General features: G+C 60.3%; 20 protein-coding genes. 7 read left to right on the forward strand and 13 right to left on the reverse strand.

Annotated features, from left to right (window positions below):
- Window positions 1-73: 73 nt before the first annotated feature.
- The 6 genes from C266_RS17435 to C266_RS17460 all read right to left on the reverse strand — a co-directional run bounded on the left by C266_RS17435 (window position 74) and on the right by C266_RS17460 (window position 5,291).
- Window positions 74-595: a hypothetical protein gene (locus tag C266_RS17435; RefSeq protein WP_010805051.1), complete on the reverse strand. Its 522-nt coding sequence runs from the start codon at window positions 593-595 to the stop codon at window positions 74-76.
- Window positions 582-1,052, reverse strand: a complete 471-nt coding sequence (locus tag C266_RS17440; RefSeq protein ID WP_010805050.1) for a hypothetical protein — start codon at window positions 1,050-1,052, stop codon at window positions 582-584. Before C266_RS17440 ends, C266_RS17435 begins: the two co-directional genes overlap by 14 nt.
- 332 nt (window positions 1,053-1,384) lie before the next feature.
- Window positions 1,385-1,906, reverse strand: coding sequence for a hypothetical protein (locus C266_RS26335; RefSeq protein ID WP_144265859.1), 522 nt, complete (start codon window positions 1,904-1,906; stop codon window positions 1,385-1,387).
- Between the two features lie 579 nt (window positions 1,907-2,485).
- Complete coding sequence (locus C266_RS17450; RefSeq protein WP_036663661.1) at window positions 2,486-2,872, reverse strand: RidA family protein; 387 nt, start codon at window positions 2,870-2,872, stop codon at window positions 2,486-2,488.
- A gap of 45 nt (window positions 2,873-2,917) precedes the next feature.
- Window positions 2,918-4,408: an amidohydrolase family protein gene (locus tag C266_RS17455; protein WP_010805047.1), complete on the reverse strand. Its 1,491-nt coding sequence runs from the start codon at window positions 4,406-4,408 to the stop codon at window positions 2,918-2,920.
- Between the two features lies 1 nt (window position 4,409).
- Window positions 4,410-5,291 carry a MurR/RpiR family transcriptional regulator gene (locus tag C266_RS17460; RefSeq protein WP_010805046.1) on the reverse strand — a complete coding sequence of 294 codons (882 nt, stop codon included), beginning with the start codon at window positions 5,289-5,291 and terminating at the stop codon, window positions 4,410-4,412.
- 164 nt (window positions 5,292-5,455) lie between these two features.
- On the opposite strand from C266_RS17460, the gene C266_RS17465 reads away from it, so the two are divergent.
- A complete protein-coding gene (locus C266_RS17465; RefSeq protein ID WP_010805045.1) occupies window positions 5,456-6,727 on the forward strand; it encodes an amino acid deaminase in 1,272 nt (423 codons plus the stop codon).
- A gap of 112 nt (window positions 6,728-6,839) precedes the next feature.
- Here the strand turns inward: C266_RS17465 and C266_RS17470 are convergent, their stop codons facing one another.
- Entirely contained in the window at window positions 6,840-7,394 is a 555-nt protein-coding gene (locus C266_RS17470; protein WP_081636356.1) for a MarR family winged helix-turn-helix transcriptional regulator, read from the reverse strand.
- Window positions 7,395-7,404: 10 nt separating this feature from the next.
- Window positions 7,405-9,000, reverse strand: coding sequence for an MDR family MFS transporter (locus tag C266_RS17475; protein ID WP_010805043.1), 1,596 nt, complete (start codon window positions 8,998-9,000; stop codon window positions 7,405-7,407).
- A 339-nt stretch (window positions 9,001-9,339) separates the two neighbouring features.
- On the opposite strand from C266_RS17475, the gene C266_RS17480 reads away from it, so the two are divergent.
- The 4 genes from C266_RS17480 (at window position 9,340) to C266_RS17495 (ending at window position 12,856) form a co-directional block, all read left to right on the forward strand.
- Window positions 9,340-10,713 (forward strand): hypothetical protein, encoded by a 1,374-nt coding sequence (locus tag C266_RS17480; RefSeq protein WP_010805042.1) that lies wholly within the window; start codon window positions 9,340-9,342, stop codon window positions 10,711-10,713.
- A 10-nt stretch (window positions 10,714-10,723) separates the two neighbouring features.
- Window positions 10,724-11,128, forward strand: a complete 405-nt coding sequence (locus tag C266_RS17485; protein WP_036663426.1) for a hypothetical protein — start codon at window positions 10,724-10,726, stop codon at window positions 11,126-11,128.
- Window position 11,129: 1 nt separating this feature from the next.
- On the forward strand, window positions 11,130-11,477 hold the full coding sequence (locus C266_RS17490) for a hypothetical protein (protein WP_010805040.1): 348 nt from the start codon (window positions 11,130-11,132) through the stop codon (window positions 11,475-11,477).
- Window positions 11,478-11,695: 218 nt separating this feature from the next.
- Window positions 11,696-12,856 carry an IS30 family transposase gene (locus C266_RS17495; protein ID WP_010805039.1) on the forward strand — a complete coding sequence of 387 codons (1,161 nt, stop codon included), beginning with the start codon at window positions 11,696-11,698 and terminating at the stop codon, window positions 12,854-12,856.
- A 148-nt stretch (window positions 12,857-13,004) separates the two neighbouring features.
- Here C266_RS17495 and C266_RS27540 read toward each other — a convergent pair whose 3' ends face one another.
- Window positions 13,005-13,565 (reverse strand): hypothetical protein, encoded by a 561-nt coding sequence (locus tag C266_RS27540; protein WP_143811743.1) that lies wholly within the window; start codon window positions 13,563-13,565, stop codon window positions 13,005-13,007.
- Between the two features lie 391 nt (window positions 13,566-13,956).
- On the opposite strand from C266_RS27540, the gene C266_RS17505 reads away from it, so the two are divergent.
- A complete protein-coding gene (locus C266_RS17505; protein WP_010805037.1) occupies window positions 13,957-14,484 on the forward strand; it encodes a hypothetical protein in 528 nt (175 codons plus the stop codon).
- Window positions 14,485-14,685: 201 nt separating this feature from the next.
- Here C266_RS17505 and C266_RS17510 read toward each other — a convergent pair whose 3' ends face one another.
- Window positions 14,686-16,089, reverse strand: a complete 1,404-nt coding sequence (locus C266_RS17510) for a hypothetical protein (protein WP_010805036.1) — start codon at window positions 16,087-16,089, stop codon at window positions 14,686-14,688.
- Window positions 16,090-16,435: 346 nt separating this feature from the next.
- Here C266_RS17510 and C266_RS17515 point away from each other — a divergent pair, with 346 nt between their 5' ends.
- Window positions 16,436-17,773 carry a DEAD/DEAH box helicase gene (locus tag C266_RS17515; RefSeq protein WP_010805035.1) on the forward strand — a complete coding sequence of 446 codons (1,338 nt, stop codon included), beginning with the start codon at window positions 16,436-16,438 and terminating at the stop codon, window positions 17,771-17,773.
- A gap of 47 nt (window positions 17,774-17,820) precedes the next feature.
- On the opposite strand, the gene C266_RS17520 is transcribed toward C266_RS17515, so the two are convergent.
- From C266_RS17520 to C266_RS17530, 3 genes are all read right to left on the reverse strand, one after another.
- Window positions 17,821-18,969 (reverse strand): YgeY family selenium metabolism-linked hydrolase, encoded by a 1,149-nt coding sequence (locus tag C266_RS17520; RefSeq protein ID WP_010805034.1) that lies wholly within the window; start codon window positions 18,967-18,969, stop codon window positions 17,821-17,823.
- A gap of 20 nt (window positions 18,970-18,989) precedes the next feature.
- Window positions 18,990-20,288 (reverse strand): MFS transporter, encoded by a 1,299-nt coding sequence (locus C266_RS17525; protein ID WP_036663667.1) that lies wholly within the window; start codon window positions 20,286-20,288, stop codon window positions 18,990-18,992.
- A 269-nt stretch (window positions 20,289-20,557) separates the two neighbouring features.
- Window positions 20,558-21,496 carry an N-carbamoyl-D-amino-acid hydrolase gene (locus C266_RS17530; protein WP_036663669.1) on the reverse strand — a complete coding sequence of 313 codons (939 nt, stop codon included), beginning with the start codon at window positions 21,494-21,496 and terminating at the stop codon, window positions 20,558-20,560.
- Window positions 21,497-21,503 lie beyond the last annotated feature (7 nt).

Below are 21,503 nucleotides of genomic sequence, written 5' to 3' on the forward strand. Positions count from 1 at the left end.
GACGTAAAAAAATGGCGACGGGTGAGTGAGTCCCGTCGCCCAATCCACCGACTCAGGAGTCCTTGCGTAGCGCTCAGTTCAGATAGCTGACCCTGGCCATCATCCTGCGCGCGGCATTGCCTACGTTCACATACTTCGGCTGACCGGCGCATCGATGCAGCGTCTCCTTCATGGCCCGGTACGCCGCTTCGAAATGCTGTAGCTCGATCAGACACTCGCCAACGCGATACATCGGACCGGGCGCCTCCTCGTCCATCAACGCCGCGGCCATGAACAGCGGCAGCGCCGCCCGGGGCTCGCCGTGCCGTTGCACCGAAAGCGCCAGGGCCACCGCATAGTCGGCATCGAGCGGACACGCCGATAGCAGCGGCGCGAAACATTCGATGGCCTGCGCATAGTCGCCGCGCTCGAACGCGCCGTAGCCGCAGCGATAGGCGGTATCGCACTGCATCGCGTCCCACGCACCGGGGCGTGGCATTCCCATCGCCTCGCGCTGCTTTTCGGCGTCGCGCACCGCAGCGAGGGCCACGTCTATCTCATCGGCGATGTCCTGCGAGGATGGCATCTTGCCTTGGGGAATTTCAAACGGGCTCACGCCGGGAGTCCTCCGCATAAGTATTCGCGAATTGCACACGCGTGCTCAGCGTAGCGATTTCCTGCGCCGCCGCGCGACGCTTTTGCAATGACTGACACACCTGAGTGAGACCGAACGTCACCGCGACCGACGACACGAATCCCATGCCCCCGCCAAAGCCGTATCCCAGCCACCGGCGGTTGTGCGCGGCAATCGAGTTATCGGGCTCCGCATTGGCCTCGAGGCAGATGTACGCGGCACCCGCGAGCCCCGCCAATCCCAGGACGGTACTCGCCAGGCCCACCAGTCCGGAGGCGCACCCCGCGGCGGCGAGACGGTCTATCGCCCGAAATCGAAAACGCACCTCGTCGGGCGTTAGCGGAAAATCGATGTTGACCTGCCCCTGCTCGGCAGATTCGACTGGCGCGTGGTGCTGCGGCGCTTGCAGACCCGCTCCCGAAATTGACCCTTGGCTCACAGTCCGTCTCCTTTCTGATCGGAAAATTGAAGACTGCGCTCAATCGATGTCGCCGGCCATCGAAGGCAAACCGCAAACTTTGCGAAACGGTTACCAAGGTGCCCGTCAATGTGAAAGCGTGGTGTAAAAACGAAAACGGCCGACGAAATCGCCGGCCGCTCGCTTCCTGCGCAGTACGTATTTGCCGGTCTCGGCAAGTATCGCCAACCTGTGCCGAACGGCCTGGTGCGTCTGGGCGACGATGCCCCATCGCGATTTGAGCGCGTTCAAAAAAATGGCGACGGGTGAGCGAGTCCCGTCGCCATTTCATCTCAGGAGTGCTTGCTTACCGGTTAGCGCCGGGAACTGACCTTGACCATCAATTTGCGCGCGGCATTGCCTACGTCCGCGTACTTCGGCTGACCGGCGCATCGATGCAGCGTCTCCTTCATGGCGCGATACGCCGCCTCGAAGTGCTGTAGCTCGATCAGACATTCACCAATGCGATATGTTGGCCCCGGCGCCTCCTCGTCCATCAATGCCGCCGCCATGAACAAAGACAACGCCACCTCGGGCTTACCATGCCGCTGGACCGAAAGCGCCAGCGCAACTGCGTAGTCGGCCTCGAGCGGACACGCCGATAGCAGGGGAGCGAAACACTCGATGGCCTGCGCATAATCGCCACGCTCAAATGCGCCGTAACCGCGGCGGTAGGCAGTGTCGCACTGTGCCGCATCCCACTCACCGGGTTGCGGCAAACCCAATGCCTCATATTTTTTGCCGGTATCGCGCACCAGATTGAGCGCCGAATCGATCGTGATGGCGATGTCTTTCGACGAAGGGTTATCCCCGATCGGGATCTCAAGCGTATTCACGTGCCGCCCCTCCATTCATTTCGTACTGTGGCCCTACGCGCATTTCCTGCATTTCGGCCGCCGACGCGCGACGTTCCTCCCACCCCGCGCAAAGCCGGCTGAGACCGATCGTGACAGCCAACACCCCGAGCCCGAGAAGTGACCCGCCTGCGGTGTATTCAGACCTCTGATTGCTTCGTGCCAGCGACGAATCGTCAACTGTCGCCGCAGCGTCGACAACAAAATACGCGCCACTCACTACGCCCGCCAAGCCGAGAACCGTCACAGCCAGCCCCGTCAACAATGACGAACATCCCTCCTGACATACTCGGCCTCCCATTTGCCGATGAAGTCGTACATCGTCAGGCGCAGGCGGGAAGTCGATGTTGATGGCAGAATCGCTCTGGGTCACGCCCTCCGAATGCTGCGGTATCGCGGCGCGCTGTACAGCCGGTACCGAATTTGAGTCCAGTCTCACGGTTCGTCTCCTCACAGGTTAGGAAACGCAAGCCTGCACGCCCTTCTCCTCCTGTGCCATCGAAGCCAAACCGTAGACTTTGTGAAACAGGTACCCGGGGGGCCGCCAATGAGGAAATTGGCTTAGGCGGCAGGCTTCTTGTATGCCACGCAGTCCACCTCCACCTTGCAGTCGATCACCATGCTCGACACCACGCAAGCGCGCGCGGGCGGGTGTTCGCCGAAGTACTCCTTGAATACCTTGTTGAACGACGCGAAGTCGCGCGGATCGTCCAGCCATACGCCGCAGCGCATCACGTGCTCGGTGCCGTAACCGGCCTCGGCAAGTATCGCCAGCATGTTCTGAATGGCCTGATGCGTCTGGGCGACGATGCCCCCATCGATCACTTCGCCGTCTTTCATCGGGGTCTGCCCCGAGACGAACAGGAAGCCATCGGCTTCGGTGGCGCGTGCAAATGGCATGCGCTGGCCACCTGTGCCCTGCCCGCCTTCCACGCCATATCGTTTGATACTCATCATCGCTCCTTTCGACAAAACGGCTTCAACAACACTGATTCAAAACACCGGTTGGGGCGTGCCGCGACGCACGAAACGGCCTGCACGCGCATTCTGCGTAGGCGCACGGTCCTGCCACGACAACACTCCGTTGACCCATACGGCGGCGATACCATACGCCGGCTGCATCGGATCGGTGAAGGTAGCGGCATCGGCCACCGTGGCCGGATCGAACAACACCAGATCGGCCCAGTAGCCTTCGCGCACGAAACCGCGCTGCGTCAATCCGAAGCGCTCGGCAGAAAGGCCCGTCATCTTGTGCACGGCCTCGGCGAGCGGAAACAATTGCTGCTCGCGGCTATAGCGGCCGAGCACGCGCGGGAACGCGCCCCACAGACGCGGATGCGGCAACGGATCGTTCGGCAGCCCGTCCGAGCCGACGACAGTCGCCGGATGACGCAGGATGCGGCGCACATCGTCCTCTTCCATGCAGTGATACACGGCACCCGCCGGTTGCAGACGCTTCGCCGCTTCCATCAGATCGACGCCCCACTCGCCGGCAATCGTCGCCAGCAGCTTGCCGCCTTGCGCCGGGTACGGTTGCGACCACGTCACGAGAATGTCGAAGTCGTCCGTCACCTGTTTGAGATCGAGCGTCGACGAACTCGCCGTATACGGATAACAGTCGCAGCCCACCGGCTGGAAGCGTTGCGCGTTGTCGAGCGCCTCGAGAATCTCTGTACTGCGTCCCCAGTTATCCACGCCCGCACACTTCAGGTGAGAGACAACGACCGGCACACGCGCATGGCGTCCGATGCGGAAGGCTTCATCGAGCGCTTCGAGAATCTCGGCGAATTCGGTGCGCAGGTGCGTCGCATAGAGACCGCCCGCCTCGGCGAGCGGCTCGGCCAGCGCGAGCACTTCCTCGGTCGGCGCGGCATTCGCGTTTGCGTAGGCAAGACCGGTCGACAGTCCCAACGCGCCGTGTTCGAGCGCTTCGCGCAATTGCGCGCGCATGCCCTCGATTTCCGCTTCGGTCGCGGGCCTGTCTAGCCGATCCATATGGTTATTGCGCAACGCGGTATGGCCGATCAGCGCGGCCACATTGATCGCCGGCTGCGCTTTCTCGAGCGCGTCGACATAGGCGGCGAAGGTCGGATACCGGAACGCGCCGGCGTCTCCCAGCAGGTTCATCGGGTCGGGCGGATCGCCTTTGAGTACCACCGGCGACGCGCTGATGCCGCAGTTGCCGACAACGACCGTCGTCACGCCCTGCGAGAGCTTGGGCGTCATTTCCGGTGTGCGTACAACGTTTGTGTCGTCGTGGGTATGTACGTCGATGAACCCCGGGCTCAGTACGTAGCCGTCCCCGTGAATCTGTTGCACGGCATGCCAGCCGGACAGTGCACCTGCCTGCGCAATCGTGTGAATACGACCGTCGCGCAGCGCGACGTCGAAACGCTCGTCGGTCATCGGCGCGCCGGAGCCGTCCGCCAGACATACGTTAGTGATGAGGGTGTCCACCGTCCGGTTCGCAAGTCTGTCAGTCATATCAATCTCCCAGAGGCTGGCGATCGCCGCCGCCCCGATGCGTGTCGAGCACGTACTTGATCCGCCGCAACAGCGCCTGGCTCTGCGGCTTGGCGAGCAACGCCAGTTCCGTGGCCAGCACATCCATCGCCAGCAGCATCGCGTAACGCGAAGACGACGGTTTGAAAATGAAATCCGTTTCCAGCGCACGGATCGGCAACACCTCGTCGGCCAACGCCGCGAGCGGCGAGCCTGTCGCGGTGATCGCCACCACCTGTGCGCCGTACTCCCGCGCGATCTCGCATGCGGAGACCAGTTCGGGCGTGTGGCCGCTCACCGAGAAGGCCAGCACGACGTCGTCGCGGCCGAGCGTGCCGGCGACCATGCGGGCCATCACGGCGTCCTGATAGCTCGCCACGGGCCGCCCCAGACGCACGAGCCGGTAGCGCGCTTCGTCAGCCATTAGCGACGAACCCCCGCCCATGCCGAAGGCGTACACCATGCGCGCCGATAACAACCGGTCCGCCGCACGCCGCACCACTTCCGGTTTGATGAGGCCGCGATGCACCTGTAACGTGGTTTGAATATCGTCGGCGATCCGGTCGATGGTCTCGCCCGCGCCGTCTTGCCCGTTCGCCGCGTTCGCGCCGAAAAAGCGCTGACCGACCACGGCCGCCTGGGCCAGACGCAGCTTGAGATCGCGCACGTCGCGGCAGCCCATCGCCTTGGCAAAGCGCGTCACGCTCGCCTCGCTTACCCCCGCGCGTTCGGCCAGCACATTGATCGATGCCGCCGCCGCGCCCGCCACATCTTCCAGCACCACCTGCGCGACTTTGCGCTCTGCCTGACTCAACGCGTCGCTGCGTTCGGCAACGCGCGTCACGATATCGAAGGTTTCGGCCATATCTCTGATCTGTGTAGCGCCCGCGGCAATTCGCCGGGATGCCTTTTTGAAAGATTCGCTAATTTTTTGGTACTTTATAACAAATCGATCAAAAACTGATAATTAAAAGCTATTATAGGAGCCATCCGGCGGTTGTCGGCGCATTGTCACGTGGAGGATTCTCAATGAATGATACAAACTATCAGCATGGCATGATCGATACCCTCAACAAGGGCTTGGGTGCGTTGAATGCCCCGCTTGCACCGTCTGCAACGACCGGATTGGGCTGGAATTTGCTCAACGAAGACCTGAGCCTGCCGACCGCCGTGCTCTATGAAGACAAGATTCGTCACAACCTGGCGTGGATGCAGCGGTTCGTTCATGAGTACGGTGTGAAGCTCGCGCCGCACGGCAAGACGACGATGGCGCCGAAGCTGTTCCGCCGTCAGCTCGAGGGCGGTGCGTGGGGCATCACGTTGGCCACGGCGCAGCAGACCAACGCGGCGTATCACCATGGCGTGCGACGCATCCTCATGGCGAACCAGCTCGTCGGCAAACGCAACATGGCGGTAATCGCCGATCTGCTGAAAGCCCCCGATTTCGAATTCTTCTGCCTGGTGGACTCTGCCGCTGCGGTGGCGCATCTGGGCGAGTTCTTCCGCGCGCGCGGTCAGTCGATTCAAGTCCTGATCGAACTGGGCGTGACGGGCGGACGTACCGGCGTGCGCGACGCCACGCAGCAACAAGCCGTGCTCGACGCGCTGACGCAGTACCACGACGCCGTGAAGCTGGCCGGCGTGGAAGTCTATGAAGGCGTGCTCAGCACCGAGGCGGACATCCGCGCGTTCCTGCAACGTGCGGTGAGCATGACGCGCGAGCTGGTCGCGGCGGGTCGCATCGAGCGCAGCCCGGCGGTGCTCTCCGGCGCGGGTTCTGCGTGGTACGACGTGGTCGCGGATGAGTTTGCACACAAGGACGTGGGCACGGTGCTCGACGTGGTTCTGCGCCCCGGCTGCTACCTCACGCACGACGTGGGTATCTACAAGGCCGCGCAGGCGCAGATCGCCACGCGTAACCCGATCGCGAAGCAAATGCGTTCGCAACTGCAGCCGGCACTGCAACTCTGGGCGTACGTACAGTCGATCCCCGAGCCGGAGCGCGCCATCGTCGCCCTCGGCAAGCGCGATGCGGCGTTCGATGCGGGCATGCCGGAGCCGGCGCAGCAGTTTCGCCCGGGGCAGAGCAAGACACCGAAGGCGACGCCCGCGCACTGGGAAATCACCGGCATGATGGATCAGCATGCGTACCTGCGCATTGCACCGGGCGACGACGTCCGCGTCGGCGACATGATCGCGTTCGACATTTCGCATCCGTGCCTCACGTTCGACAAATGGCGTCATCTGCCGGTCGTCGACAGCGACTACAACGTCATCGAGATCGTACAGACGTTCTTCTGAATGCCGGCGCGTTTGGCACGCGAAATACGCGGACTCAGCCGCAAGAAAAAAAGGAGAAAAGCCGCCCGATGGGCGGCTTTTTTCGTCTCACGACACCATCGCACGCACACGCTTACGACTGTCTTCGTGACGCGCGTTTTCGCGGTGCGGCGACGGGCACGGGCGAGGCCGGTTCGGCTGGGGCGGCAGCAGTTCGTCGTTTGGTCTCACCACTGGCCTTCTCGACCGGCTCGGCCTCTTTCGCCCGAGTCGCCACCGCCTTGAACTGCGCCTCGAGATGACCCAGCGCGCTTTCCAGCGTTGCGATCTCGGCAGGTGTCATGCCTGCGAGCGCGTCGTCGAAGAAGGCTTGACGGCGTGGCGTCGCCTCGTCGTACACGGTCATGCCTGTTGCGGTAAGCGTGACATTCGTGAGGCGATTGTCTTGCGGATCGGTCGCGCGCGAGAGCCAACCAAGCGCTTCCATCGACTGCAACTGACGCGTGAGCGACGCGGGATCGAGCCGGCAGTGTTCCGCGAGAAACTTCTGCGAACAGGTGCCACGTTCCGCCAGCGCGAGAATAATTCGCCAACGCGGCAGGGGATGGCCGACCTGCGCGTCGAACGCGAGCATCATCGCCCGATACGTCAGGCTGAGTTGCTGGATGACGTTACGTTTCAGTGGCATGGGCATCGCGTCACTCCCCGGCGGGCGCCTGCGGCTTCGCGCCGCGCGTCAGACGAATGAGCGGCACACGCCGCACGAACCACAGACCGGCAAGCGCCGCCGCGAGCGAGACCATCTGTCCGTTGTGAATGGCGGCAACGAGCGACGTGCGCGCCGACTCGATAAACAGTGCGCCGTTCTGGCCCATGTGCGCGAGCGTCATCATGAAGTCGTTTTGCGCCTGAGTGTTCACGAGAATCTGCGGGTCGGAGAGTTGAGCGGTCCACTGCGAGCCCTCGCTGACGGCGAGGGCCTCCTTCACGCGCGCGGTGTAGCTGTGATTCACGAGCGTGCCGACGATGGCCGTGCCGAGCATCCCGCCGATCATCCGCAGCGATTGCATGAGTGCGGTCGCAATGCCGAGATGCGCGCGCCCGGCGACTTCCTGCGCGAAGACCGTAAGGTTCGGCATGACGAAGCCAAGGCCGAGACCGGCAAGCAGCATATAGGTCGCGATCAGACCGTGAGGTGTGCCGCGATGCGTGGTGACGACGCCTGCGCAAGCGAGCGCGAGCAGGAAAAAGCCGCCGTAGAGCATGACGTTCGGGTTCCGCAAACGGGTGATGAGCCGGCCGTTTACGATGCTGCCCACGGTGATGCACACCACCATCGGCGTAATGAGCAGACCGGTTTCACGCGGCGAGAGTCCGAAACCGCCTTGCAGCATCAGCGGCGCGTAGAAGAGCACGCCGAACATAGCGAAGCCTGCGAACACGGACAGCACGAAGAGCGGTGCCAGACTCTTGTCGCGGAACATCTCGAAGGGGAGGATCGGATGCGACGTGCGCTTCTCCCACCAGTAAAGTGCATACGACGAGACGGCCAAGACAACGAGCAACGTCACCACGCCGCGAGAGAGACCGTCAGCGGGCAGCCATTCGACGAGCATCTGCAAACTGCCGAGGGCAGCGGTGATGAGCAGCGCGCCGAGCCAGTCGAGGCTCGCCTTGCCATGGCCTTCGGCGCGCATATGCGGCAGGTGGCGTGCGACGAACCAGAGGCCGAGCAGACCGACCGGCACGTTGACGTAGAAGACCGAGCGCCAGCCGTAGCCTTCAGTGAGGAAGCCGCCGAGTGAGGGGCCGATGGCGTTGGCGATGCCGAACGCGGAACTGAGCATGACCTGCCAGCGCAGACGCACGTGCGAATCGGGAAACAGTTCCGGGATGCAGGCGAACGCGGTACCGACGAGCATGCCGCCGCCGATGCCTTGCAGGGCCCGCGCGATGACGAGGAACGGCATGCTGGTGGCGGCACCACACAGGACGGAGGCCGCGGTGAAGACGATGATGGCGGCGACGACGAACGGTTTGCGTCCGTAGAAGTCCCCGAGTCGGCCGAAGATCGGCACGGTAATGACAGAGGTCAGGAGATATGACGTTGCGACCCAGGCGTAGTACTCGAACCCCTTGAGTTCCGCAACGATGGTTGGCAACGCGGTGCCAACGACGGTCTGATCGAGCGCCACCATCATCGTGCAGAAACAAAGGCCGAGCATCGCCACGAGCGACTGCCGGAAGGGCAATACCTGCCCCGCCGAATGCGGGGTACTGGGACTGGGAGCCATTTTTTGGACGGATCAATGTTTGATCAGTCAAAGATTCTAGCACGTTAAGTGCGGAGGGCTTCCAAGCCGGGTTGTCAGTTGGGGGGCAAGGCGGGGCGGGGCATCCCTCGGCGTCAGGGGGGCGGGCCGAATTGAATTCCGAGCCAATGCATACCGCGCGCAGGTCTAGGTGACGACGGCTTTCGGCCAAGTACGGACGTTTATGAATGACCACTTCGTGTCCAAGAGTACCTTCCTTAACGGCGACTTCCTACCCAGACGGAGCACCGAGCGTCAGTTGCACCAGTGTAGTCTTTCTTTTTTGGTACTCTTGTGTGAATCTAATCCATAACACTACTCATGCTGATTCGCCCTCGCCTCACTGACCATTTTGGCATTCATAAATCACAGGCTGAACTCGACTTTGTCATCCAGTTTTTGGATGAAGACTTGCCTCTGTATGTCGACCCGTTCCTACTATGGAAGTCACCTTCTCAGCAAGACCAAGCACTTCATACCTCGATAACCAACTCTTTCAACCACCTCAACTATTTGTCCAAGAAGGGGAAGAAGGACGCTGCTATTGACACACTCGTCGAGCTCTCCGAGTGTAGTGAAGTCGGCTTGGGCCTATCAAAGTCCAGACGTGGCGTTCGCATAGGCAAGCACCAAGCGTCGGAGGTACTGAGGCTGTTTGAGATGATTCCTGAATACAGCCAGTTTGGATTCACTCACTTTGAAGTGATTCAACTCTACGTGAACGGGATCTCGAAAGACAGAATTAGCGACATTTCGTGCAACTATCTCAAGTCGTTCCTGATCGACTACACATTTGAACAATGTGAAACACACGCCATTCCGACGCAGTTCGTAACGCTCGAGTCAGTATACAGCTACAGGTCAAACGCTTTCGAAAAAAGCGTCAAAGTCCGCCTGCCCGTCAATCCACATAACGGCGAACCCATCATCTTCACGCCGAAGCGCTGGCTTCGATTCACGCCGTGGATCAACTTTGAAGACTACTTCAAGACATCGTGCCCGAGAGATGATATTTTCAACCCAAATGAGCCAGTAGACAGAGTTAAAATCCTACAATACAACCGAGACAACTATGGCGCAGTCGAACGCTACGTTGATCTGAAGCATAGATCGGCTGCGGATTGCACTAACGATCCGCTTTTCTCTCAGATCCCGGTACTTTCTGCAAAGCGTAAACTGGCTGACCTACTGAAGCTTCCTTCCGGCAAGGATGATGGAGCGGACGCGAAATACGAGTGCCTGTGTACCGAACTGATGGCAACACTCTTCTATCCGCATCTTGACTTTGCCCAAGCACAGAGCCGCACAGAATCAGGGAGGCACGTGCGTGACTTGATTTTTTATAATAATCGAAGCATCGACTTTCTCGACGAGATCTTCGCCGATTACGGGAACCGACAGTTGGTATTTGAGATGAAGAACGTTGCGAAGATTGACTCTGATCATCTGAACCAGCTAAACCGATACCTACAGGGAGGAATTGGAAACTTTGGTGTGTTTTTGACACGCCACCCTCTACCCTCTGCAATGTATAAAAACACCATTGACCTTTGGTCCTCCCAGCGCAAGTGCATGATCGCAGTCACCGACGCCGATATCCAACTGATGGTTGACGTCTACGACAGCAAACAACGCACTCCCATCGAGGTTCTAAAGAAGAAGTACGTCGAGTTTCGTCGCAGCTGCCCATCTTAAAGGGATTACCTTGAACACATCAGACGTAGATAGGTTTGAAAAGTTAGCCGGCCAAGTTCTTGGCCTTTATGAGGAAATGTCAATCCTCTCAAAGAAGAGTCCAAACGACGCGGTCAACAAGTTCAAACTTAAATTCATCAACCGCCAGCTGAGCGAGAGCAACGAGTTTTTGACTGAACGTTACAGGCCGTTTGATGACTTCGAGATATTCTCGGAGGATGACGTGCCTCAAAATAGTGACGTTGTGTTCATTCTCTCGCAGTATCTTCAATGCATGGAAAAATTGCGCGGTGACAATGTGATAATACGGAATGGCGTGTGGTACTGGCGCGTGGAGGGCGGTAAGGACAGCAAAGTGGACGAGGATGGATACACGTTAATTCGCTCGACGAAACCCAAACACCTGAAGGACTGATATGAATCAAAATCAAGCGGAGACTACATCGAAGAAAGCTTCAACGCATGACGTCATGACCCCATTGCTCGCCGCAATGTTTGAAGAATTCAAAGACCTTGCGAAGAAGAAGCCCGATACCGCCGTGAGCAAGAGCAAGTTGGTGATTGCCAATCGCCTATTGAATCGAGTGCGAGAAGTGTTAGCAGACGAAGAATCCATCGACTTCCTCGACTTGCTCAACGAGGACGACGTTCCGCAAGCAAGTGACGTAACTCTGGTCTTCTCGCAGTATGTCGCGGCTATGGGGGCGTTCAAAGCGAAGTATCATGGCTGGAATGGTGGCGAATTCGCATGGTTCCTGAAGTAGCGAGGCAAGGGAAAGGCAGGTTTATGCCCACGCGGATGGAATAGCCTCAAAACAGGCCATGGCTTTTTCAACAGCTCTCGGCATCGCGGCATTCTTAAGCTCAGTTGGCGTGGGCAGCCAAGCGACGCCACCCTACGCATCCAAACGTCCGCTATGGGTTGTGGATTCAACCGGTGGATGCAACACACTAGAGCTGTGTGAGCAGCGGGAGTGTTGCCATGAAGCAAAGACGGCGAATCTACTATACGGAGACCCAGAAGGCCCTGATGTGGGAGCGATGGCGCGAAGGTGACTCACTCCAGCATATCGCCCAGCTCTTTGATCGCAACCATTCGTCAATTCAGCGAATCCTTGCGGAAACCGGGGGAATACAGCCCTCGGCACGCCATCGATCCCGGCTGGCGCTGACATTGGCTGAGCGCGAAGAAGTCTCTCGCTCCATCGTCGCGGGGCACTCAATTCGCTCAATCGCAGCCCGCCTCGGGCGTGCGCCCTCCACGATCAGCCGAGAACTGCACCGAAACGGCGGCCCGCAGGACTATCGTGCGAGTCGAGCAGATCAACTTGCCTGGACGCGAGCCCTGCGGCCGAAAGAATGTAAGCTCGTGAAGAATCGAGAGCTTGCGCAGGTTGTCGCCAGCAAACTCCGATTACAGTGGTCACCGGAGCAAATCGCCGGTTGGCTCAAGCATTCCTACGCGGTCAACAGGGACTATCTGGTGTCGCACGAGACGATCTATAAGAGCCTTTATATTCAGGCTCGCGGGGCACTCAAGAAGGAGTTGCAGGAGCACTTGCGACGAACTCGCGCCATGCGGCGTTCTCGCCACCACACGCAGAAGACTGACGATCACGGCAGGATATTGGGAACGGTGTCGATCAGTGAGCGCCCCGCAAATGTCGAGGACCGGGCCATCCCCGGGCACTGGGAGGGAGACCTGCTCTGTGGGAGTTGCGGCAGCCAGATAGCAACGCTCGTTGAACGTCATTCCCGCTACGTGATGCTGGTGCGACTGACGGGAAAAGATAGCGAAACCGTCGTCAATGCGTTGATTAAACACGCATGCAAACTGCCTCAGGAGCTCTATAAATCACTGACTTGGGATCGCGGGTCGGAGATGGCAGAGCACCATCGCTTCACCGTGGCTACGGACATACAGGTCTACTTCTGCGACCCTCAACATCCTTGGCAACGCGGCTCGAACGAAAATACGAACGGACTGCTACGCCAATATTTGCCGAAGGGCATTGATCTGTCCGTGTACTCACAAGCCAAACTCAATGCCGTGGCCCGACGTTTGAACGAGCGCCCTAGGAAGACACTAGACTACGAGACACCGGCACAACGATTTCTTCACTCTGTTGCATTGACCGGTTGAATCCGCAGTCGAAAGCGGACATCCAACCCGCTCAATACGTCCCGCCGCACTCCCCGCCCCCCATATAGCCCGCTCCCGCGGGCTTTTTTGTGCACACCGTTATATTACGGCTCGGCCTGACATCGACCGGAAGCGTCCATTTGGTCACTCACATTCGCTTGATCTCGATCGACTGCAGGCGGATGGCCCCATTTTTTTTCGCGAAAATGAACTGCGGGCCCACAAAAATCCAATCGTACGGACCCCGTTCGCACAACGACGGGGTCCATACGAGATCATCCGATAGTGCCTGCTCAACGTTATATCGTAATCTCTGAGACACGTCGGCAATCGTGGCGCCGACCTTCACGCCGTTGGGCATGACCGCGCCCGACCCCGTTGCCACAATCATTTCGACTTCCTGAGATGCGAGCTTCAGATTAATCGATAAGCCTCGATAGGTTTGTTGTTCCACTCGGTATGGCCCGGCACTTCCCGGAACCGAGAAAATGCGTACCCGGTGAGGTTTCCCAATGGCCCGCTCGACAGCAGCTCTTCCGTCCCGGTAGTGCACGTTTGCAATCGCGAGATCGATTTGCGGAAAGCAGTATTCGCTTGCAGATGCAGCCGCCGCAGGAAGTGCCCATAGTGCAGCAGAGAGTCCCAGCGCCATAAGCACGGAATGGGTGCAGCCAGTATTGAGGCTGCCGAATGCAGCGCGTATCGCCATTTCGATTTCCAGTCGATGGACCGATGGCAGTTTATATGGCGCGTCTGGTGCGGGCCAACCAGGGCGCTGCAACCTTCGTAACGCATGCAACTCATTTCTTTGCGCCTGATGTAGCGGCATGACCTCTTCGGAGAAACTCGACCGCCCGTTGCGAAACAAAAACGCCCAAACCGCCCCGCTTGGTCTTCCAAAGCCCGCCCCGAGCGGGCTTTTTTACACCCGCGCTCTCTGCGCTTTTTCAATTGCGTACCCATCGTCGGCGCCGCGGCGCAAAAATGGATCCGTCATCTCGAAATCGCTCGGCGTCGGTAGTCGGCCAGAATCGGCCGTTCGACGGCTGCAGGAAAATCGTCGACAATGGCGCCACGAGGGCCAAGTAGAACAATGAGCGATGTCCCACCTGACTGATATTTTCGCAGACTGCGAATACCTCTATCTCGACAGGTTGTTTGAGCCTGCCGAGAACCAACTATCGGTGCGAATCCTTGAGGCAACTGGCGGAGGACGAATACCAAGCGCGATTGTGGACTCTGTGCCGTTCAAACCTGTGAAGGATGTTCTCGCCCAGGCAACAGCCATTGAACACCGAGAGGGATGCCGAATCTTTGAGCTGACTTGGACCAGCTACGTTGGCTACTCCGTGCTCAATGAAAGTTTCGCTTTGCCAGAGCCGGAAACTTCAACGCGCGTCGGTCGACTTTTCGTCGAATATACGTCGTCTACTTACCTTGACTATCTCAAGAGAGCATCATGGGCCTGTGCGGACTTTCCCGGTCCGTATAAACACTGGGCGGCGCTATGCCTGAATCATATCGTTGATGTTGCGTCTGTTGATGACCCAGCAGTCGAGGTCTCGATTGCGAACACGAGCGAGAACATCGCGCGTGGCAGTTTCAAGGCCCCCATCCAACGTCGCTGATGTCGTTCCGCCTTGAAAGCTGCCGTTTAATTGTCGATCGAAGGGCCGTAGTGGGTCGGCGTGCGTCGCACGCATGTCGTCGACCGTAGGAACGGCACCGTCGGTCGGGCGCCGGCCATCATGCCACTTGGTAATAGCGCTTGGATCGTCAGACGATCTGAACTTCTTGCGCCGGATCACAGATTCGCTCTAGAACCAGACCTAAAGCTCTATGCCGCCTTCTCGCAGCCGGGCACGCAACTGTGGTTGTTGATCATCGGCCAACTCGAGAAGACATGATTGGACGTCTGGGTGGGACAAAACCGCGCGGTGCTCGCCACTGGGTTTCGTCCACAATGAAGTTGGGTCTTCGATCCAACGTTTCAGCGCGTCCTTTATATCTGGATCACCGCTTTCGCCCGACATATGAAGTTCCGCGACGAGCGCGATGCATGTAAGGCGATCCCATTTGTCTCTCGCGGAGACCGCTAATGCTGCGCGATGGTCTCCATGTTGAGCAAGAACCGCTTTAATCAGACCCAGAGAGACAAACGCCCCACCAGTGCACAGGCGAACACCGGCTTTTCGGACTTGCCTGGACGGGTCGAGAAGCGCACGCGCCGCGATCTCGTCTTTGAGCGATGGTAGAACCTTAGCCCGTAATGCGACCACATGGGCACGGATTTCGGCTCGTGCGTCGTCGGTATGCTTCGCAAGCGTGGAGACAATTTCTGGCGCACACTGCTCCACGAGAAGTGACAAACCTGCACGGACTTCCCTGGCAGTCAGTTGCCCGGCATCGAGCAGCGCGGCGCAGTGCTCACACACATCTCGACCGTGCTTGATGAGCAATCGGGCCGCCGCCGTCCGCAGGCTACCCTGCGAGTCCAGTGTCGCGCGCCACAGGAAGGGTTCGTAATCGGAATTGCTTTTGTCGCCCGAAATATGGTTGAGAGCAGCAAGACGTATAGGGCCAAACGGAGATTCGGTGGCAAGCCCGATGTACTTTGCTCGGTCTGAAGCCGGTGCAAGGTCAAGCAGGGCAACCGCGGATCTTGCAAGCACGATGTCGCCTGAGTTCAGACCAAGCTCTATCGTTTCGTTGGGCGACAGAAGGTGATGGTCTACAGCCACGAAAAACGCGGCGCGTCTGAGCCGAAAATCTGATCCAGTCATTGCCGCGAGAATCGCTTTGGTTCCGCCTGCTTCCACGAGGCGCCGTTCAAACTCGAACAACCAAGATCTGTGGTCCGTGCGCGTGGCCAGCATGAGACCGCGCAGTCGTGGAATGATGGAGACAAAGTGCTCGGCGGGAACGGTCGCTAAAAGCGTAAGCAGCGCGTTCGTTGCAGCCCGCCGCACCTCGGGAACCCAATCATTCACGCGTTTTGTGATCGAGTCTAAAGACGAACTGCCGCCCAGCTCGACCGCCCGCGCAATCGCCGCCTCCCTTACATAGCCCGAATAGTGCGATATACATTGCGCGACGAATTCTTGATCGGCGCTGGAGGCAATGGTCTCAAGCGCAGCTCGAAGGGACATCGATTCACCCGGCGATAAATAGACCACCTGTGCCGGGACCGTCGAAGGTGAGCGAGCCCCGAAAATCTTCGAGATAAGATTCATTGTTCTTGTTTAGCGCGGCTGACGTTGCGGACCGCGGCTTTTGCTGGTTCCAAAGAAACTGAATGATGCCCGAATTTGAAGGGCCGCTTCGGGGAAACCTGTCCGTCCGCTCCGGGTCGGAATCTGCCGGTAACGACCGGTCGAATCCAAGGTCAGAAGCCGCTGCCAGTCAGCGAAAGTTTCCGGTCAGGCACAGCCGGTCGCGTTTGAACCTTTGGCGTGCGCGATTGGATCGCGACAGGACGTTAGGAACAAAGTATCTACGCCGCCCCTTTCGACGACAGGTCTCCCCACTGCAATCAGCGCGGTAACGGCTAGAATTGCGGTTTTAGCCCCGAATACGTCCATGTCTTTCACCTCGCTTGGCCTGATCGACCCGTTGCTGCGCAATCTGCAGGAACGCAATTACCAGACACCTACACCGGTGCAGGCCAAGGCGATTCCTGCTGTGCTCAGTGGCAAGGACGTCATGGCTGAGGCACAGACCGGCACGGGCAAGACGGCGGCTTTTGCACTGCCGCTGTTGCAGCGGCTGGTGCAACACGGCCCGGCGGTGTCGAGCAACCGTGCGCGTGTTCTGGTGCTGGTGCCCACGCGTGAACTGGCTGAGCAAGTGCTGCAAAGCTTCGTCGCTTACGGCAAAGGCCTCGACTTGCGATTTCTGGCCGCCTACGGCGGGGTGAGTCTCAACCCGCAGATGATGAAGTTGCGCAAAGGCGTGGATGTGCTCGTTGCCACGCCGGGCCGTTTGCTCGATCTCAACCGCCAGAACGCCGTGCAGTTCGATCAAGTGCAAACGCTGGTGCTGGACGAAGCCGACCGCATGCTGGATCTGGGCTTTTCACGCGAACTCAACGCCGTCTTCGCCGCCTTGCCCGCTCAGCGCCAGACCCTGCTGTTCTCTGCCACGTTTACCGACGACATCCGCGCCATGGCGTCGAGCATTCTGCGCAGCCCGGTCAATGTCAGCGTCAACCCGCCCAATACCACGGTCAGCAAGATCAAGCAGTGGGTGGTGACGGTGGATAAGAAAAACAAGCCCGACCTCTTCATGCACCTTGTGGCCGAGAACCACTGGCAACACGCGCTGGTGTTCGTCAAAACCCGCAACGGCGTGGATTACCTGGCGGCCATACTGGACGAAGCGGGCTATGCGGTCGACACCATCCATGGCGACAAACCGCAACCCGCGCGTTTGCGTGCGCTGGAGCGCTTCAAGACGGGTGAAGTCCAGATGCTGGTCGCCACCGATGTGGCCGCGCGCGGACTGGATATCGACGACCTGCCACTAGTGATCAACGTCGATCTGCCGATCGTGGCGCAAGACTATGTGCACCGTATTGGCCGCACCGGCCGCGCGGGCGCCAGCGGCGTGGCGGTGTCTCTCGTGTGTGCCGACGAAGCGCCGCAACTCGCCGCGATCGAAGCGCTGATCCGGCAAACGCTGCCCCGCGAAGAAGTGCCGGGTTTCGAAGCCGAACACCGCGTGCCGCAGACGAGCGCGACCGGCCAGATCATCAAGAAACCCAAGAAGCCTAAGAAGCCCAAAGTGCCGCGGGCTACGCCGGGCGGCCTGCCGGCGCCAAGCAAAAAACCGCGTAGCCAACCTGCCGGCAAGCCGGCTACGGGTTCACGCAAGCCCGCAGGCAAACTCGCAGGTGGTCACGGCAAACGCCGCCCCTGATCCGTGGGGCTGCGTCGCGCCAGCCGTGAGAATGCGTCCCCGCACCACTACTGTGTCGCCAGTTGAAGTGCCAGTTCGCGATAGATGTCGCAAGCGCCTTCAAGTTGATCGAGGGCGATCGATTCGTCTATCGTGTGCGCGTCCTCCTCGTTACCCGGCCCTAGCCCAATCGTCGGAATGCCGCGGCGGCCCGCAGACTCCGATCCATTGGTGCAGAAACGCCATGTACCGAGGCTGGCGACACGACCCGCCGCCCGGACTGCGCGCCCCGCCGCCGACACCAGCGCGTGATCGTCCGCCATCTGCCATGCGGGCAGCCATCGGAATGGCCGTGCACAGCATCCGGTGAATGTCCTCACCTTGTCGCCTGTCACCGCGAGCGTGAAGCGCTCCAGTCCTGCCGCATGCAGTCGCGATTCGATCGCGGAGAGTACGTCCTGCGATGTTTCGCCCGGCAACGTGCGCCGGTCGAAACGGATCGTCACCGCCGTCGGAATCATCGAGATCGACGGGTACGGTGTCGATACGATGTCCGTCGGCACCAGCAACGCGTCTCCCAGCGACGAATGCGTCGGCAATTGCAGATCCTGCAAGGCGATCAGGGCCTGCGCAGCCGCGTGCAACGGATTCACGCCGCACTCGGGCGACGCCGCGTGCGCAGGGGTGCCTTCGAACGTCAGCAGAATCTCCATGCGCCCCTTCTGCCCCGACTTGATCTGCAACTTCGACGGCTCGCAGATGATGACGGCCGCAGGCGAACACCGATCAAGGACCGGTGCCAGCGCAAAGCCTTCGATCACCTCCTCCATCACACTGGCCGATACCGCGACGCGCTGCGTGAGGCGCGCCGTGGCCGCCGCCTGCGCGACTCCGCACATGGCCGCCGCGATGCCGCCCTTCATATCGGTGCTGCCGCGCCCGTAGAGCCGGCCATCGCGAATCTCGCCCCCGAAAGGCTCGACACGCCACTGGCCGACCACCGGCACGACATCCATGTGGCCGTCGAACAGTACGGCAACATCGGTGCCTGCCGGGCCGATGAGGCCCAGCACCGAGCCGTTCTCGTCGCGATGGATCTCGTCGAAACCGAGATCCCGCATGCGCCGCTCCACCAGCGCCGCCATGCTCCCCTCGTCGCCCGAGAGGCTCGGCGTGCGCACCATTTCCTGCGTCAGAGCAATGACGTCGATCGTCATGTCGTTCCGGCTCCCCATGCTTAGCGATTGACGAGCCGCGCCGGCACTCGCAGCACCAGGAAGGCACCGATGAACGCGAAGCTCGCGAGGAAGTACATGCCCCAGTCGGTCGATCCGGTGGTGTCCTTGATCCAGCCGATCGCATACGGGCTGACGAACGCGGCCAAACCGGCGAAGGCGTTGATGCCCGCGATGCCCGCAGCGGCACTGCGCCCTTCGAGGAAGGCCGTCGGCAAACTCCAGAAGAGCGGCGAGCAGACCATGCAGCCGGCGGCAGCCACCGAGAGCATCGCAACGGCGACCGGCGGGTTATGACCGAACAACGTCGACAGGATCAGACCCGCGCCCCCAACGACGAACGGAATCACCATGTGCCAGCGGCGCTCGCGCGTCTTGTCGGAATGACGGCACACCAGCACCATCGACACCACCGCACAGGCGTTGGGCACGGCGGTCAGCAAGCCGATCTCCAGCAGCGACTTCACACCAGTCGACTTGATGACAGAGGGAATCCAGAACGCAAGGCCCGAAAGGCTCGACACCGTGCAATAGCAAATCAGCGCCATGTGCAGCACGCGTCGATCCTGCAGCAGCTTCCACAGCGAAACGTGCTCGACCTTCTCGCGCGTTTCCGCGGCGACATTGTGGGCGAGACGTGCCTTCTCCGCGTCGTTGAGCCAGCTAGCGTCGGTGATACGGTCGTCGAGGTAGGCCAGCACCGCGACACCCAGCACCAGCGACGGCACGGCTTCGATGACGAACATCCATTGCCAGCCGGCCATGCCATGCCCCATGTGGAACGTCTGCATGATCCAGCCCGAGAGCGGGCCGCCGAGAATGCCGGCGAAAGGCACGGCCGTCATGAAGATGGCGATGATCTGGCCGCGACGCGCCGACGGGAACCAGTACGTCAGATACAGGATGATGCCCGGATAGAAGCCGGCTTCGGCTGCACCGAGCAGGAAGCGCAGCACGTAGAACTGGGTCGGCGTTTGCGTGAAGGCCATGGCGGCAGAGATCACGCCCCACAGAACCATGATGCGCGCCAGTGTCTTCCGGGCGCCGATGCGATGCATCAGCACGTTGCTGGGCACTTCGAAAAGGAAGTAACCAATGAAGAAGATGCCTGCACCCAGGCCGTACACGGTCTCGGAAAAGCCCAGATCGTCGAGCATCTGCAGCTTCGCGAAACCGACGTTCACGCGATCGAGGAACGCGGCCACGTAGCAAAGCATCAGGAACGGGACCAGCCGCCATGCCACGCGGCGATACAGCGTATTGTCGTCGGCGTCGCTCAGGACGCGAGGGTCGGCATGCATGCGTTGCTCGGGCGAGCTGCCCGCTAGGGATACAGGGGACGGTGCGTTTTTCATCATAGGCTCCAGCGCGAAAATAATCGTGACGAACTGTTGGCCAGGCGTGATGCACACGAAGACTTCGGCATAAGCTTCGGGCAACACGTTCCCCTGCGGGCCTCGCGGCCTGCATGCCTGTTATGGGGGTTTGGAAAATCTGGAGGCGTCGCGTTGCCTGCCGCGCGCCCCCTCGTCAGACGCTTTCGCGTCTCACGCCCTGCATGCCGGCGGCATCAAGCCTCCGGCGCTACGGCTCCGCGCCGCTCGACGATCATGCGATACGCCTCCGGACGGCGGTGCTTTGCGAAATTGAACGTAGTGCTCTTGTACGAATTACACAGGTCGAGATCGCAACGTGCGATGGCGAGTTCGTCGCCCTTGGTCGAGCACGCCGCCACCACTTCCCCCGACGGGGCGATGATGCAGCTCCCGCCGATCATCTCGCAGCCCTCTTCCTTGCCCGCCTTTGCGACGCCGACCACCCACGTACCGTTCTGGTACGCTCCGGCCTGCATCACCAACTGATTGTGGAACATCGACAGGTCGTCGTGCTCCGGCGCCGGCGGATTGTGCACGGGCGTGTTGTAGCCGAGCAGGATCATCTCGACCCCCTGCAACCCCATCACGCGGTAGGTCTCCGACCAGCGACGGTCGTTGCACAGCGCCATGCCCATCACGCCGCCGAAGCCGCGCCAGACGTCGAACGAGTCGCCCGGCTCGAAGTAGTGCTTTTCCAGATGCTGGAACGCGCGCCACGGCTCGTTCTCGGCGTGGCCCGGCAGATGCACCTTGCGGTACTTGCCGATGATGTTGCCGTCGGCACCCACCAGAATCGACGTGTTGAAGCGCCGCGCACGACCGGCGTCGTCGAGCGTAATCTCGGCATACCCGAGGTAGAAGCCGATACCCAGACGTTTGGCCGTGTCGAACAGCACCTGCGTCTGCGGGCCGGGCATCTCGCGCTCGTAGAATGCGTCGATCTCGACCGGGTCTTCCATGTACCAGCGCGGGAAGAACGTCGTGAGCGCCAGCTCGGGGAAGACCACGAGGTGGCAGCCCATCGCATGCGCGTTGTGCAGATGAGCGAGCAGACGCTCCATCACGTCGGCTCGGGAATCTGCGCGCTGGATCGGTCCGAGCTGCGCGGCGGCGACGTTGACGATACGGGACATTTCGTTA

Origin of the sequence: Pandoraea sp. SD6-2, assembly GCF_000389825.1 — a bacterium.
Lineage (GTDB): Bacteria > Pseudomonadota > Gammaproteobacteria > Burkholderiales > Burkholderiaceae > Pandoraea > Pandoraea communis.

Excerpts from the sequence above, each read along its gene's own strand:
- C266_RS17455 (WP_010805047.1), bottom strand. The coding sequence starts at position 4,408 with ATGACTGACAGACTTGCGAACCGGACGGTGGACACCCTCATCACTAAC.
- C266_RS17460 (WP_010805046.1), bottom strand. The coding sequence starts at position 5,291 with ATGGCCGAAACCTTCGATATCGTGACGCGCGTTGCCGAACGCAGCGAC.
- C266_RS17465 (WP_010805045.1), top strand. The coding sequence starts at position 5,456 with ATGAATGATACAAACTATCAGCATGGCATGATCGATACCCTCAACAAG.
- C266_RS17470 (WP_081636356.1), bottom strand. The coding sequence starts at position 7,394 with ATGCCACTGAAACGTAACGTCATCCAGCAACTCAGCCTGACGTATCGG.
- C266_RS17475 (WP_010805043.1), bottom strand. The coding sequence starts at position 9,000 with ATGGCTCCCAGTCCCAGTACCCCGCATTCGGCGGGGCAGGTATTGCCC.
- C266_RS17480 (WP_010805042.1), top strand. The coding sequence starts at position 9,340 with ATGCTGATTCGCCCTCGCCTCACTGACCATTTTGGCATTCATAAATCA.
- C266_RS17490 (WP_010805040.1), top strand. The coding sequence starts at position 11,130 with ATGAATCAAAATCAAGCGGAGACTACATCGAAGAAAGCTTCAACGCAT.
- C266_RS17495 (WP_010805039.1), top strand. The coding sequence starts at position 11,696 with ATGAAGCAAAGACGGCGAATCTACTATACGGAGACCCAGAAGGCCCTG.
- C266_RS27540 (WP_143811743.1), bottom strand. The coding sequence starts at position 13,565 with ATGGCGATACGCGCTGCATTCGGCAGCCTCAATACTGGCTGCACCCAT.
- C266_RS17505 (WP_010805037.1), top strand. The coding sequence starts at position 13,957 with ATGTCCCACCTGACTGATATTTTCGCAGACTGCGAATACCTCTATCTC.
- C266_RS17510 (WP_010805036.1), bottom strand. The coding sequence starts at position 16,089 with ATGAATCTTATCTCGAAGATTTTCGGGGCTCGCTCACCTTCGACGGTC.
- C266_RS17515 (WP_010805035.1), top strand. The coding sequence starts at position 16,436 with ATGTCTTTCACCTCGCTTGGCCTGATCGACCCGTTGCTGCGCAATCTG.
- C266_RS17520 (WP_010805034.1), bottom strand. The coding sequence starts at position 18,969 with ATGACGATCGACGTCATTGCTCTGACGCAGGAAATGGTGCGCACGCCG.
- C266_RS17525 (WP_036663667.1), bottom strand. The coding sequence starts at position 20,288 with ATGCATGCCGACCCTCGCGTCCTGAGCGACGCCGACGACAATACGCTG.
- C266_RS17530 (WP_036663669.1), bottom strand. The coding sequence starts at position 21,496 with ATGTCCCGTATCGTCAACGTCGCCGCCGCGCAGCTCGGACCGATCCAG.